Genomic DNA, 13,516 nt, shown 5'->3' with positions numbered 1-13,516 from the left:
CGGGTTCACTGCACCTTCTCCTGCAACACGAACGAGCCGTTCTTGACGACCTGGATCTCGAAGCCGCCGGTGATGGTCTGCTGCTGGGTGAACTTGAGCGGGCCGCTGAAAAGCTGGAAGCCGTCCAGCCCGCGCAGCGCGTCGGCGATCTTGCCGCCGTCGGTGCTGTCGGCCTTCTTGATGGCCTCGGCCGCCAGCCGCACCGCGTCGTAGGACTGGGTGGAGTAGGGGCCGGGGTCGGCGCCGAACTTCTGCTTGTAGGAGGCGATCCAGCTCTCGGCGCCCTGGAGGGTCTGCGGCGTCGGGGTCATGGTCGCGTAGACGCCCTCGCCGTTCTGCCCGCCCGCGATCTTGGCGAGCTTGGCGTCCACCGAGCCGTCGCCCACCAGGAACTTGCCCTTGTAGCCCGCCTGCCGGAACTGGCGGACCAGCAGGCCGCCCTCGGCGTAGTAGCCGGTCCAGTAGATGTAGTCGGGACGGCCCTTCAGCACGGTGGTGACGGCGGCCGAGTAGTCGCTCTCGCCGGGGTTGACGGCCTCGACGGCGGTCTTGTCGGGCGCGCCCGGCTTGTCCAGCTCGGCGGCGGTGCGCACCGCGATGTCCTTGGAGTAGGAGGTGTTGTCGTGCATGACCGCGACCTTGGTGCCGCCGTCCTTGGCCAGCCACTTGGCGGCCGCCGCCGCCTGTTGGTCGCCGGTGCCGTTGATCATGAAGACGTGCTTGAGCCGCTGGGCGTACAGTTCGGTGGAGTTGGCCACCGGAATGATCATCGGGATCTTGGCGCGGTCGAAGATGGCCAGCGTCGGCAGGGTGGCGCCCGAGCAGTAGCCGCCCACCGAGACCTTCACCCCGGCCGACACCAGCTTGGTCGCGGCCGCCGTCGCGGTCTTGGGGTCGCAGGCGTCGTCCTCGGCGCGCAGCTCCAGCTTGCGGCCGCCGAGCACGCCGCCCTTGCCGTTGACCTCGTCGATCGCCAGCTGCGCGCCGTTCTTCATGTAGGGGCCGATCTCGGCGCTGCCGCCCGACAGCGGGATGTCCATGCCGAGCAGGATCGGGCCCTTGTCCTTGTCGGAGTCGCCGCCGAGCAGGCCCTGGCCGCAGCCGGCGGAGACCGTGACGGCCGACAGCGCCAGCACGGCGCCGAGGACGGTTCTCATGGGTTTCATTGGGGTTCGCCTCCCTGTGCTGTGTGACATTGCACAGGCGGCGCCCCGGGTGGGCAAGATCACATCAATCCCGTGACTCGACCGTTATGCGGGTCCTGGTGCCCGCCCACGCCTCTAGGCTGCTGGTCATGGCGATGGACACCAGTGCCGAGTCCCCCGTCCCGGTCCGGACCGTGCTCCAGGCGGTCGGCGGCTGGATCGGCCGGCTCGGCCGGATCTGGGTCGAGGGGCAGATCACCGAGCTGAAGGCGCGCGGCGGCACGGTCTACCTCACGCTTCGCGACCCCACCGCCAACATGTCGGTGCGGGTGGTCGGGCCGCGCGGGGTGTTCGAGGCGGCGGGCCCGGCGGTCACCGACGGGGCGCGGGTCGTGGTGCACGCCAAGCCCGACTTCTGGGTTAACCGGGGCACCTTCTCGCTGGCCGCGCTGGAGGTGCGGCCGGTCGGCGTCGGCGAGCTGCTGGCCCGGCTCGAACGCCTCAGGCAGGTGCTGACGGCCGAGGGGTTGTTCCGGGCCGAGCGCAAGCGGCCGCTGCCGTTCCTGCCCGGCCGGATCGGGCTGATCACCGGCCGCCAGTCCGACGCCGAGCACGACGTGCTGCAGAACGCGCGCCGCCGCTGGCCCGCCGTGGAGTTCCAGGTCGAGAACACCGCCGTGCAGGGCAACCACGCCGTCGGCGAGGTCATGGAGGCGCTGCGCAAGCTGGACGCCGACCCCACGATCGACGTCATCATCATCGCGCGCGGCGGCGGCTCGATGGAGGACCTGCTGCCGTTCTCCGACGAGGCGCTGGTGCGGGCGGTCGCGGCCGCGCGCACCCCGGTCGTCAGCGCGATCGGGCACGAGCAGGACTCCCCCATCCTCGACCTGGTCGCCGACCTGCGCGCCTCCACGCCGACCGACGCGGCCAAGAAGACGGTGCCGGACGTGCGCGAGCAGCTCCAGCTCGTCCGGCAGCTCCGCGACCGGGGCCGCCGGGTGCTGGCCGGGGGCGTCGAGCGGGAGCTGGCGTGGCTGACGGCGACGCGGTCCCGGCCCGCGCTGGCCGATCCCGTCCGGGAGATCGAGCGCCAGGACGAGCGGATCGGCGCGCTGCGCGACCGGACCCGGCGCTGCCTGTCCGGTGCGCTCGACCGGGCCGGTGACCAGCTCTCCCACACCCGCGCGCGGCTGCTGGCGCTGTCACCGGCCGCGACGTTGCAGCGCGGGTACGCGATCGTCCAGCGCGAGGACGAGGCCGTCGTCCGCGCCGCCGGGGACGTCGGCGACGGCGACCGGCTGCTGGTGCGGCTCGCCGACGGGCGCCTCGCGGTGACCGTGGCCGAGCACCTGGAGCCCTAAGGTTGTCGGGTGGCCGACCAGAGAATGTCCTACGAGCAGGCGCGCGACGAGCTGACCGAGGTCGTCAAGCGGCTGGAGTCCGGCGGGCTGACCCTTGAGGAGTCGCTCGCGTTGTGGGAGCGCGGCGAGAAGCTCGCCGCGATCTGCGAGGAGTGGCTGGAGGGCGCCCGCGCCCGGCTGGCCGCCGCGATGGCCCAGCCGGACGGCGGCGGCGAGGCGGACCCCGCGACCCCGTTCTAGGAGCCGGGGGTCGGCACCGGCGCACCGCCCTTGGCCTGCGGCTTCAGCGACGCGGCCAGCACCGCCAGCTCCTCGTAGGAGGCGGTGCCCGCCACCACGAGGCTGACGCCGTCGGGCAGCGTGCGGGCCAGGGAGTTCTGCTTCTTGTCCTTGCGGAAGTACCGGGTCCAGGTCTGCCCGGCGACCTGCTGGGTGCCGCTGGAGTTCTTGTTGTTGGTCATCCGCTTGACGTACTCGGACGCCTTCTCGTTGCTCTGCTCCAGCGCCGCGTACTGGTCGGTGGGGGTGACGAAGCCCAGGTGCCAGGCGACCGGCTCGCCGGGCTTGCCGAGCCCGGTCAGCCGGGAGCTGGTGGGCCGCCATCCGGCGGGCAGGCCCTCGGGCGCGTGCACGGTGTAGGGCGCGTCGTTGCGCATCGCCCACAGCTGGGACTGGTAGTCGACGGTGGGCAGGACCTCCTCGGTGCTGCGCGGCGTGACCGCGTAGATCACCGCCACCAGCAGCAGGCACGCCCCCATCGCGAGCGTGAAGCCGCCGAGCCCGGTGGTCAGCCGCTTGTACACGCCGGGGGTCACCTGCACCGTCCCGCGCGGGTCGGCGGGCGCGGCCTGCTCCGCCGGGGCCTCGGCCCGCACGGCGGTGGCCTCGGAGACGGGCTCGGCGGGCCCTGCGGCGGGCTGGGCGGTCGGGTCGGAGGTCTTGTCGCTCACGCTTCCAGGATTCCCTACCGTCCGGCCTGCTCGGTACGGGGGTCGCTGATCGTGCCGACGATCACCATGACCTCGTCGGCCAGCCGCCGCGCCGCGCTCTGGTCCTCCATCAGCGACACCTCCGACACCGCGCCCGCCATCGCGCCGGTGAGCACCACGACCAGGGCCTCGTCCTCGCCGCCGTCGGCGGTGTGGAACAGCGCGGCGTTGCGGCGGGCCCACTTGTTGAGCCGCTGGCGCATCACCCGGTCGAACCCGGGCGGGCCGTCGCCGGAGATGAACAGCCGCGCGACGTCGCGCTCCTCCAGGCACCCGTTGAGGTAGGCGCCCGCGCCGGCGACGAACTGCCGCATCGGGTCGCCCTCCCCGGCCTCGCGCACCGCGCTGATCGCCTCGCGGGTGCGCTCCTGCTGCCGGACCTGGAACTCCTCGAACAGCGTGAGGTACAGGTCGGCCTTGCCGTTGAAGTGGTGGTAGAGGCTGCCGACGCTGGCCCCGGCCTTGGCGACGATGTCGGTCACCGCCGCCTGCGCGAAGCCCGCCTCGCAGAACACGTCCCGCGCCGCGGCCAGCAGGGCGCCGCGCGTGGCCGCCCCGCGGTCGGAGGTGCGGGAGGGGGCCGCGCCGCCGGCGGCCCCGCCGGACGAGACGTCGATGTCGCTGCTCATGGATGCTGAGATTACGCCCTCCGCCCTGGGGGAAACGATCCCTGACCCGTGTGGTCGCCAAAACCTGTCCCCCCGCGGGTGTCACGGCTCTGCTGCGGACCTCTGGTCTGGTCCAATTTGTAGCCCGGCGCCCAGTCCGCAGAGAATCCGTGTAGTCACCGACCGAAAGGGCTGCCTGGTCATGTCCGACGACACCTCCGTTTCCTCCCCGCTCACCACCGAGCCGGCGGCGCCGGACCGCAACCTGGCGATGGAACTGGTCCGGGTGACCGAGGCCGCCGCCCTGGCCGCGGCGCGCTGGGTCGGCCGCGGCGACAAGAACGGCGCCGACGGCGCCGCCGTGAACGCGATGCGCCAGCTGATCAACACCGTGTCCATGAAGGGCGTGGTGGTGATCGGCGAGGGCGAGAAGGACAACGCCCCGATGCTCTACAACGGGGAGGAGATCGGGGACGGCAGCGGCGCCGAGTGCGACGTGGCCGTGGACCCGGTGGACGGCACGCGGCTGACCGCCCTCGGCATGAACAACGCCATCGCGGTGCTGGCGGTCGCGCCGCGCGGGTCGATGTACGACCCGTCGGCGGTGTTCTACATGGAGAAGCTGGTCACCGGGCCCGAGGCGGCCGACGTGGTGAGCATCGAGCGGCCCATCGCCGACAACATCCGCGCGATCGCGCGGGCCAAGGGCTCCTCGCCGCAGGACGTGACGGTGGTCATCCTGGACCGGCCGCGGCACGAGGGCATCGTCAAGGAGGTGCGCGAGACCGGGGCGCGCATCAAGTTCATCCTGGACGGCGACGTCGCCGGCGCGATCATGGCGGCCCGCGAGGGCACCGGCGTGGACCTGCTGCTGGGCATCGGCGGCACCCCCGAGGGCATCATCGCGGCGTGCGCGATCAAGGCGCTGGGCGGCGTCATCCAGGGCCGGTTGTGGCCGCAGGACGACGCCGAGCGGCGCAAGGCGATCGACGCCGGGCACGACCTGGGCCGGGTGCTGACCACCGACGACCTGATCAAGTCCGACGACGTGTTCTTCGCCGCGACCGGCATCACCGACGGCGAGCTGGTGGACGGCGTGCGCTACCGCAAGGGCACCGCGTACACGCACTCGCTGGTCATGCGGTCGCGCAGCGGCACCATCCGCACGGTGTCCAGCGAGCACCAGCTCGACAAGCTCCGCGCGTACAGCGCGATCAACTTCGATCAAGCGGTCTGACACAACAAAGGAAAGCGCCCTGGCCAGACGGCCGGGGCGCTTCCTCAACTACGCCCGAGGCGGCCCCGGACGCGCTGGCGCAGGGTGCGTTTGGGGGAGCGGGCGCTGACCGAGCCGAAGATCATGGTGCCGCCGATCTCGATGGTCGGGCCCTCGGGCGCCGGGCGGGTGCGGACCTCGCGGGTGCACATGATGGAGCGGCCCGTCACGTTCACCTGGACGCCTTCGGGGACCAGCAGCCGGATGCGGCCGCCCAGCACCATCGAGTCCAGCACGATGTGGCGGCGTTGCAGGACGGCCTCGCGCAGGTCCAGCTCGACCGTGCCGAACAGGGCCAGCAGCGGCAGCTTGACCGGCACGACCCAGCGGCCGTCGCGGCGGGCGCGGCCGAACAGCACCGACACCGGGCGGTCGTCCACCAGGATCGGCTGGGCCTCCTCCGGGCTGAGGTCGCCGGTCAGGCCGGTCAGCTCGCCCAGGGTGCGGGCTTCGTAGGCGCGGGAGGCGCGCTCGGAGTGCTCCTCCATGGTGAGGCGGCCGTCGGCGAGGGCCTCGCCGAGCGCGTCGGCCACACGTTCGCGGTCGGCGTCGGAGGCGCGCAGGTCGCGCACGCTCGTGGCCTTGTCCGGGTCCCGGCGGCGGTCGGGTGTGTCCACGGGACCAAGGTTAACGGGCGGAAGGCCGGAAAATCCGTGCGGGAACGCCCCATCTCGCCCTAGGGTTGCCGGGTTTCCCGGTTCGCCGCACGTCCGGGCGGGCGGCGGCGGGGCGCGCCCGGCGCGGCGACATGATCGACTGACCAGGCATTTCCGTCATTGACCGCTTACCGTGCGACCTCTACGCTGACGTGAATCTTCTTCATATTGAGCGTCGCTCATCACCGCCAGAGAGGGGATGCCGCGTGAGTCAGGGCATCACCGTCCGGGACCGGCAGGCGCGCCTGGCGGCCTACGCCGCCTTCGGCGTCCAGGGCCTGTGCTTCGCCACCCTGGTCACCCAGGTCCCGCAGATCCAGAAGACCCACCACCTGAGCGACGGCGTCCTCTCGCTGGTGCTGCTGATGGTCCCGCTGATCGCCGGGCTCGGCAGCGTGCTGTCGGAGTTCCTGTTCAAGCGGTTCGGCAGCGGCCTGGTGCTGCGCGTCGTGCAGCCCGCCGAGTGCGTCACCATCATCCTGGTCGGCCTGACCGGCGACAACGACGTGGCGCTGTTCGCGACCGTGGCGCTGTTCGGGCTGTGCGTCGGCGGCGTGGACGCGTCGATGAACGCGCAGGCCGTCGCGGTCGAGCGCCGCCACGGCATGAGCCTGATCACCGGCTTCTACGCGGTGTGGAGCATGGCCGGCATCCTCGGCGGCCTGTGGGCGGCGCTGTCCAACAAGCTGGACCTGGCGCTGCCGGTCGGGTTCGCGATCGCCTCGGTGCTCGGCATCGTGGTCTCGCTGGCCACCGCGCACCGGTTGATGACCAAGGACGAGGAGGCCGCCGGGCAGCCCAGCGCCGCCGAGCTGAAGGCGGCCGGCAGCCGGGTGCCGTGGCGGCCGATCCTGGTGGTCGGCGCGGCGATGGCGGCGTTCTACCTGACCGACTCGGCGCTGTCGAGCTACGGCGCCAAGTACCTGGACGACGAGCTGGGCAGCAGCGACTGGGTCGCGCCGCTCGGCTACGTCGCCTACCAGGTCGCCATGGTGATCAGCCGGGGCGTCGCCGACCTCGCGGTGCGCCGCCGGGGCGCGCCGCAGGTGGTGCGGATCGGCGCGCTGGTCGGGCTGCTCGGCATGGTCGCGGTGGTGGCCGCGCCCAACGCCGCGGTGGCCATCGCGGGCTTCGCGGTCGTGGGCCTGGGGCTCAGCGTGATCGCGCCGGTCTCCTACACCGCCGCCGCCAAGGTGGACCCGACCGGCCTCGGCGTCGCGGTCGCCCGCGTCAACATCTTCAACTACGTCGGCTTCGTGCTGGGCGCGGCGGTGGTCGGCGCGATCGCGCCGGCCGACCCCGAGCACGGGTTGCGGCTGGCCTTCATCGTGCCGCTGGTGCTGATCGGGGTGATCTTCGCGGCGGCCAGGGGGTTCGCGCCGCGGCCGGTGCCCGGGTCGCGCACCGACGCGCCGGTCGCCGAGCGCCCGACCGTCTGACCGTCGAAAACGCGGAACGGCCGCCCGAGCACCCCTCGGACGGCCGTTCGGCGTTGTTTCAGACCCTTTCCTGCACCCCCGCCGGCGGGGGCTCGCTCTCCTCCAGCGCCGCCACGGCCCGTTCCCCGGCGGCCTGCGCCTCCTCGGGGGACATGTCCTGCAGCGCCTGGGTCAGTGCCAGCAACGCCGCGTCCGCCGCGGTGCGCGCGGTGACCGCGTGCTCCTGGGCACGGTCCAAATCGCCGAGCCCGACGCAGTCAAAAGACACCTGGGCGTCGTGCACCGCCATCTTGAGCTGCCGCGCCGCCTCATCCAGACTCATCCGTCTCTCCTTCGCCGTGGTTGCCGTTCCTACCCGCGAGCACCGAGGGTAACCGCAGCTCCCAGAAGCGCGGCCGCCCTCGCGAGGCGCGCCTCGTTCAGGCCCGCGTACCCGAGGACCAGCGCGGGCGGCGCGGCGGCGGCCCGGCCCGTCGACCACGTCGCCGTGGCGCCGGTGACGGCGACCCCCGCCTCGGCGGCGGCCGCCACCACGGCGGCCTCGTCGGTGCCGCGCGGCAGTTCCACGTACAGGTGGATGCCGGCCGACACACCGTGCACGGTGGCCTCCGGCACGTGCTCGCGCAACGCCTCCACCAGCGCGTCGCGGCGGGCCCGGTAGCGCCGTCGCATCGTCCGCAGGTGGCGGTCGTACCCGCCGCCGGACAGGTAATGCGCCAGGGCGTGCTGTTCCAGGGAGGGAGCGCCCAGATCGGTGTTCAGGCGGTGCTCGCGCAGCCGCGCGGCCAGCCGGGGCGGCGCGGCGGCCCAGCCCAGCCGCAGCGCCGGGGCCAGCGCCTTGCTGACCGAGCCGACCAGCACCACCCGCTCGGGATCGACGCCCTGCAGGCAGCCGACGGGGTCGCGGTCGTAGCGGAACTCGGCGTCGTAGTCGTCCTCGATGACCAGCCCGTCCACTTCGCGGGCCCAGGCGATCAGCTCGGCGCGGCGGCCCGGCGACAACACCACCCCGGTCGGGTACTGGTGCGCGGGGGTGACCAGGACGGCACGGGCGCCGGTGCGGCGCAGCGCCGCCACGTCCAGGCCCTCGGCGTCCACCCGGACGCGCTCCAGCCGGATGCCGGTGGCCTCCAGCATGGGCAGCTGCCGGTCGCTGGTGGGGTCCTCCAGCGCCAGCGCGGTGTGCCCCTCGGCGGGCAGCAGCCGCGCCAGCGCCGACAGGCCGTGCGCGACCCCGTTCATGATCGTGATCTGGCCGGGGGTGACGGCGGCGGCGCGCACCCGGCCCAGGTACCCGGCCAGCTCGGCGCGCAGGGTGGGGGCCCCGGCCGGGTCGGGGTAGTCGAGCAGGTCCTCGTGCGGGACCGTGCGCAGCACCGCGCGCAGCGCCGCCGCCCAGCGCTCGCGCGGGAACGACGCGACGTCCGGGTGCCCCGGCCGCAGGTCGTAGGCGGGCTTCGCGACGGAGGCGGCGGGCGCGGGCTCGGGCGCGGCGGGCGGCTCGGGGCGCTCGGGCCGGGCCAGCTCGGCGACCCGGGTGCCGTCGCCGCGCCGCGCGGTCAGGAAGCCCTCGGCGATGAGCTGCTCGTAGGCGGTGACCACGACGCCGCGGGAGACCTCCAGGTCACGGGCGAGGTCGCGGCTGGAGGGCAGCCGGGTCCCGGCCGCCAGCCGCCCGGAGCGGACCGCGCCGCGGAACCCGGCGGCGATCTGGGCGGCGAGCCGGCCGGCGGCCCGGTCGAGGGGAAGATGGAGATCGCTCACGTTTGCTTCAGCGCCTCGACGGCCCCGGGTGTCACGGCGAACGTTATGGACCACTCCCGCGCGCCGCGATTGGCCCTGCCCCTGGGGCCAAAGCGCTCCTAACGTTCCTGTCATGACCGCTTCCACCAGCCCTCATGGCCTGCTCGGCGCGGGCGTGGCGATGACGTTCGTCGGCTCGCTCACCGCCGTGTCGGCCACCATCGCCGACTACCCCGTCTTCGGCGGCCAGGCCGTCCGCTACACCGTCGCCGCCGCCATCCTCCTCGCGGTGGTGCGCTTCACCGACCGCCACCGCCGGATCAGGCTCACCCTGCGCGAGTGGGGGCTGCTGGCGGCGCTGGCCGCGACCGGGCTGGCCGCGTTCAACGTGTTCATCGTGGCCGCCACCGCCGACACCAGCCCCGCCACCATCGGCACGGTGATCGCGACGGTCCCGGTCGTCCTGGCGCTGGCCGGTCCGCTGCTGGAACGGCGGCGGCCCGCGCCCGCCCTGGTGGCCGCCGCGTGCGTGGTGGCCGCGGGCGCGGCGCTGGCCAACGGCCTGGGCAGCGGCTCGCTGCGCGGGCTGCTGCTGGCGCTGGGCGCGCTGGGCGGCGAGGTGTGCTTCTCGCTGCTGGCCGTGCCGCTGCTCCCCCGCCTCGGCCCGCTGCGCGTGTCGGCCTACTCGGCGGCGCTGGCCGCCCCGATGTTGCTGGCCATCGGCCTGGTCGCGGACGGGACGCACGTGCTGCGCGTGCCGACCGGCGGCGAGCTGGCCGCGTTCGCCTACCTGACGGTGATCGTGACGACCATCGCGTTCCTGCTCTGGTACGACGCGATCGGCCGCCTGGGCGCCGACCGCGCGGGCCTGTTCGCCGGCATGATCCCGATCAGCGCCGTGGTGACCACCGTCCTGCTCGGCCTCGCCGCGCCCACCCCCGCCGACCTCGGCGGCGCGGCACTGGTCGCGGTCGGGGTCGTGATCGGGCTGCGCGCGAGCCGGTCCCGGCGGCCGGAGGCGCTCCCGGTCGTGACGGTCGCCGAGGTCAAGGCCGGTGCCGCTGCGTGAAAGGCGGGCGGGGGCCGTAACCTGTTGGGCGGCCCCCACCCGGATGACGCGCAAGGATCTTGAGGATGCCTGAGTTCTCCTACACCGACCTGCTGCCGCTCGGCGCCGACGACACCGAGTACCGGCTGCTCACCACCGAGGGCGTGTCCACCTTCGACGCCGGGGGGCGCACCTTCCTCCAGGTCGAGCCGGAGGCGCTGCGGCTGCTCACCGAGACCGCCATGCGCGACATCTCGCACCTGCTGCGCCCGGCGCACCTGGCCCAGCTCCGCAGGATCCTGGACGACCCGGAGGCCAGCCCCAACGACCGCTTCGTGGCGCTGGACCTGCTGAAGAACGCGGGCATCGCCTCCGGCGGCGTCCTGCCGATGTGCCAGGACACCGGCACCGCGATCGTCATGGGCAAGCGCGGCCAGCACGTGCTGACCGACGGCCGCGACGAGGAGGCCGTCTCGCGCGGGGTCTACGACGCCTACACCAAGCTGAACCTGCGCTACTCGCAGATGGCGCCGGTCACCATGTGGGACGAGAAGAACACCGGCAACAACCTGCCCGCCCAGATCGAGCTGTACGCCGCCCCGGGCGACGCCTACAAGTTCCTGTTCATGGCCAAGGGCGGCGGCAGCGCCAACAAGTCGTTCCTCTACCAGGAGACCAAGGCCGTCCTGAACCCCAAGCGCATGCTGGCCTTCCTGGAGGAGAAGATCCGCTCGCTGGGCACCGCCGCCTGCCCGCCCTACCACCTGGCGATCGTCGTGGGCGGCACCTCCGCCGAGTACGCGCTCAAGACCGCCAAGTACGCCTCGGCGCACTACCTGGACACGATCCCCACCGAGGGCTCGCCGCTCGGCCACGGCTTCCGGGACCTGGAACTGGAGCAGCAGGTGTTCGAGCTGACCCAGAAGCTCGGCATCGGCGCCCAGTTCGGCGGCAAGTACTTCTGCCACGACGTGCGCGTGGTCCGGCTGCCCCGGCACGGCGCGTCCTGCCCGGTGGCGATCGCGGTGTCGTGCAGCGCCGACCGGCAGGCCCTCGGCAAGATCACCGCCGAGGGCGTGTTCCTGGAGAAGCTGGAGACCGACCCGGCCCGCTACCTGCCCGAGACGACGGGCGAGGACCTGTCCGGCGACGTGGTGCGCGTCGACCTCAACCGGCCGATGCCCGAGATCCGCGCCGAGCTGAGCCGCTACCCGGTCAAGACCCGGCTGTCGCTGACCGGCCCGCTGGTGGTGGCGCGCGACATCGCGCACGCCAAGATCAAGGAGCGGCTGGACGCGGGCGAGCCCATGCCGCAGTACCTGCGCGACCACGCCGTCTACTACGCGGGCCCGGCCAAGACGCCCGAGGGCTACGCCTCCGGCTCGTTCGGCCCCACCACCGCCGGGCGCATGGACTCCTACGTCGAGCAGTTCCAGGCGGCCGGGGGCTCGCTGGTCATGCTGGCCAAGGGCAACCGCTCCCAGCAGGTCACCGACGCCTGCCGCGCGCACGGCGGCTTCTACCTCGGCTCCATCGGCGGCCCGGCCGCGCGCCTGGCGCAGGACTGCATCAAGAAGGTCGAGGTGCTGGAGTACCCCGAGCTGGGCATGGAGGCGGTCTGGAAGATCGAGGTCGAGGACTTCCCGGCGTTCATCGTGGTGGACGACAAGGGGGAAGATTTCTTCGCCGACACCACCGGCCCGGTGCTGGGCATCGGCCGCCGCTGACCCGCTCCCCGCTAGGGGGCGTGCGTTCCGGGACCGGTCCACCACTCGAACAGGTGCGGGGGCCGGTCCTTGCGCTTGGGTTTCTTGTGCGGCCAGCGGTTCGCAGGGGTCGGTGTGACCTGCGGCGTGGCGGTCGGCGTGCCCGCCGGGGGCGTCGCCGCGGGCGGCGCGGTGCCCTGCCGGGCGCCAGGTGGTGTGACACGCACCGTCGTGGTCACCGGCGCGGTCGGCGCGGTGGACGCGGGCCCGGTGGCCCCCGGACCGCGCCCGCCGCCGTGGACGACGGCGGCCCCGCCGTCCGCGCCGCCGTCCCGGCCCGGCCCCACCGTGATCACCTTGGTGCCGCCCGGCTCGGGCTCGGCCCGCGCGGACGGGTCCGCCCCGGCCAGCGCCCAGATCGCGGCCGCGCCGCCCGCCGTCGCCCAGGCCGCCGCGAACCCGGCCTTCACCAGCAGCCCCCGCCGCGCCCGCGCGGGCGTCCCGCCGTAGTCGGCGGGCTCCCACAGGTCGGCGATGGCCCGCGCCGGGTCGCCCTCCGCGCGCAGCGGCAGCAGCGCGTTCAGCAGTTCCAGGGCGCTCGGCCGCCGGGCGGGGTCCTTGCGCAGCGCGGTCAGCACGGCGGTGCGCAGCGGGTCGGCCAGGCCCGCCAGCTCGGGCCGCTCGCTGACGACGCGGTCGCCGACCTGCTCGGGCGGCCCGGTGTCGAACGGGTGCCGCCCCGTCGCGGCGTAGGCGACCAGGCAACCCCAGCCGAACACGTCGGCGGCGGCCGTCGCCGGGCCGCCCAGCAGCCGTTCGGGCGCGATCCAGCCGGGGCTGCCCATCACCACGCCCGCCTGGGTGGGCCCGGCGGCGAGGTCGGGCTCGACGGCGATGCCGAAGTCGATCACGCGCGGGCCGGAGCGGGCCAGCAGCACGTTGGCGGGCTTGAGGTCGCGGTGCACCAGCCCCGCGCCGTGGATGGCCGCGAGCGCGACCGCCACGCCGATGCCGACCGCCGCCGCGCCGTCGGGCGGCAGCGCGCCGCGCCGCTCCACCACCTGCGACAGCGGCGGCCCGTCGATGTACTCGGTGACGATGTAGGGGCGGTCACGGTCGCTGCCGTCGGCCAGCACCCGGGCCGTGCAGAACGAGGCGACCCGCTGCGCGTAGGCGGCCTCGGCGCGGAACCGGCCGCGCGCCTCGCGGTCGCGCGCCCGCGCGGGCGGCAGCGTCTTCACCGCGACCGGGGTCCCGTCCGGGTCGCGCCCGAGATAGACCGTTCCCATGCCGCCGGTGCCGAGCCGGCCGAGCAGCAGGTACCGGCCGACCAGCGGCGGATCGCCCGGCAGCAGCGGCGGCACCCCGCCGGGGATCGGGCCCGGCGCGCACCGTCGTCGTGTCCCCACGCAAGCCTCCTGGGTCGGGGCGGCTCACCTTCCCACCGACCATCGCCGATGGGAGCGGAGGATGTGGGCAGAACCCGGCAAATGACCGTTCCGGTCGGCCCCTTCGGCCCCGGCAGACCCTGTGATGCGTACC

The 13,516-nt window shown here is 73.8% G+C and carries 13 protein-coding genes; 6 read left to right on the top strand and 7 right to left on the bottom strand.

All coding sequences use genetic code 11. The annotated features are described in order from the left end of the window. Positions 1 to 5: 5 nt before the first annotated feature. A complete protein-coding gene (locus tag AH6_RS09395; RefSeq protein WP_245679247.1) occupies positions 6 to 1,157 on the bottom strand; it encodes a branched-chain amino acid ABC transporter substrate-binding protein in 1,152 nt (383 codons plus the stop codon). A gap of 137 nt (positions 1,158 to 1,294) precedes the next feature. Between AH6_RS09395 and xseA the strand changes: the two genes are divergently transcribed. Both xseA and AH6_RS09385 read left to right on the top strand, forming a co-directional pair. After that, positions 1,295 to 2,509, top strand: a complete 1,215-nt coding sequence (xseA, locus tag AH6_RS09390) for an exodeoxyribonuclease VII large subunit (RefSeq protein WP_067477284.1) — start codon at positions 1,295 to 1,297, stop codon at positions 2,507 to 2,509. Positions 2,510 to 2,518: 9 nt separating this feature from the next. Next, positions 2,519 to 2,749 carry an exodeoxyribonuclease VII small subunit gene (locus tag AH6_RS09385; RefSeq protein ID WP_373861763.1) on the top strand — a complete coding sequence of 77 codons (231 nt, stop codon included), beginning with the start codon at positions 2,519 to 2,521 and terminating at the stop codon, positions 2,747 to 2,749. On the opposite strand, the gene AH6_RS09380 is transcribed toward AH6_RS09385, so the two are convergent. Continuing rightward, positions 2,746 to 3,459 (bottom strand): DUF4245 domain-containing protein, encoded by a 714-nt coding sequence (locus AH6_RS09380; protein WP_083982498.1) that lies wholly within the window; start codon positions 3,457 to 3,459, stop codon positions 2,746 to 2,748. The two genes, AH6_RS09385 and AH6_RS09380, sit on opposite strands and share 4 nt — an antisense overlap. A 14-nt stretch (positions 3,460 to 3,473) precedes the next feature. Next, positions 3,474 to 4,127, bottom strand: a complete 654-nt coding sequence (locus AH6_RS09375; protein ID WP_067476856.1) for a TetR/AcrR family transcriptional regulator — start codon at positions 4,125 to 4,127, stop codon at positions 3,474 to 3,476. A 181-nt stretch (positions 4,128 to 4,308) separates the two neighbouring features. Between AH6_RS09375 and glpX the strand changes: the two genes are divergently transcribed. Further along, positions 4,309 to 5,343: a class II fructose-bisphosphatase gene (glpX, locus tag AH6_RS09370; RefSeq protein WP_067476852.1), complete on the top strand. Its 1,035-nt coding sequence runs from the start codon at positions 4,309 to 4,311 to the stop codon at positions 5,341 to 5,343. 44 nt (positions 5,344 to 5,387) lie between these two features. Here glpX and AH6_RS09365 read toward each other — a convergent pair whose 3' ends face one another. Next, the gene (locus AH6_RS09365) at positions 5,388 to 5,999 is read right to left on the bottom strand and encodes a DUF1707 SHOCT-like domain-containing protein (RefSeq protein ID WP_083982496.1); all 612 of its coding nucleotides are present in this window, start codon (positions 5,997 to 5,999) and stop codon (positions 5,388 to 5,390) included. A gap of 245 nt (positions 6,000 to 6,244) precedes the next feature. Here AH6_RS09365 and AH6_RS09360 point away from each other — a divergent pair, with 245 nt between their 5' ends. Continuing rightward, on the top strand, positions 6,245 to 7,477 hold the full coding sequence (locus AH6_RS09360; RefSeq protein ID WP_245679246.1) for an MFS transporter: 1,233 nt from the start codon (positions 6,245 to 6,247) through the stop codon (positions 7,475 to 7,477). 58 nt (positions 7,478 to 7,535) lie between these two features. Here AH6_RS09360 and AH6_RS09355 read toward each other — a convergent pair whose 3' ends face one another. Together AH6_RS09355 and pdxR are read right to left on the bottom strand one after the other, a co-directional pair. Further along, the gene (locus tag AH6_RS09355; RefSeq protein ID WP_067476849.1) at positions 7,536 to 7,799 is read right to left on the bottom strand and encodes a hypothetical protein; all 264 of its coding nucleotides are present in this window, start codon (positions 7,797 to 7,799) and stop codon (positions 7,536 to 7,538) included. 29 nt (positions 7,800 to 7,828) lie between these two features. Further along, complete coding sequence (gene pdxR / locus AH6_RS09350) at positions 7,829 to 9,241, bottom strand: MocR-like pyridoxine biosynthesis transcription factor PdxR (RefSeq protein WP_067476846.1); 1,413 nt, start codon at positions 9,239 to 9,241, stop codon at positions 7,829 to 7,831. A gap of 112 nt (positions 9,242 to 9,353) precedes the next feature. On the opposite strand from pdxR, the gene AH6_RS09345 reads away from it, so the two are divergent. Together AH6_RS09345 and AH6_RS09340 are read left to right on the top strand one after the other, a co-directional pair. Further along, the gene (locus AH6_RS09345; protein WP_067476843.1) at positions 9,354 to 10,289 is read left to right on the top strand and encodes a DMT family transporter; all 936 of its coding nucleotides are present in this window, start codon (positions 9,354 to 9,356) and stop codon (positions 10,287 to 10,289) included. Positions 10,290 to 10,354: 65 nt separating this feature from the next. Next, on the top strand, positions 10,355 to 11,995 hold the full coding sequence (locus AH6_RS09340) for a fumarate hydratase (RefSeq protein WP_067476839.1): 1,641 nt from the start codon (positions 10,355 to 10,357) through the stop codon (positions 11,993 to 11,995). Between the two features lie 11 nt (positions 11,996 to 12,006). On the opposite strand, the gene AH6_RS09335 is transcribed toward AH6_RS09340, so the two are convergent. Beyond that, complete coding sequence (locus AH6_RS09335) at positions 12,007 to 13,383, bottom strand: serine/threonine-protein kinase (RefSeq protein ID WP_157431364.1); 1,377 nt, start codon at positions 13,381 to 13,383, stop codon at positions 12,007 to 12,009. Between the last annotated feature and the right edge of the window lie 133 nt (positions 13,384 to 13,516).

The organism is Actinomadura hibisca NBRC 15177 (assembly GCF_001552635.1).
Taxonomy (GTDB): Bacteria; Actinomycetota; Actinomycetes; order Streptosporangiales; family Streptosporangiaceae; genus Spirillospora; species Spirillospora hibisca.
This window is presented reverse-complemented; position numbering and strand designations above follow the sequence as displayed.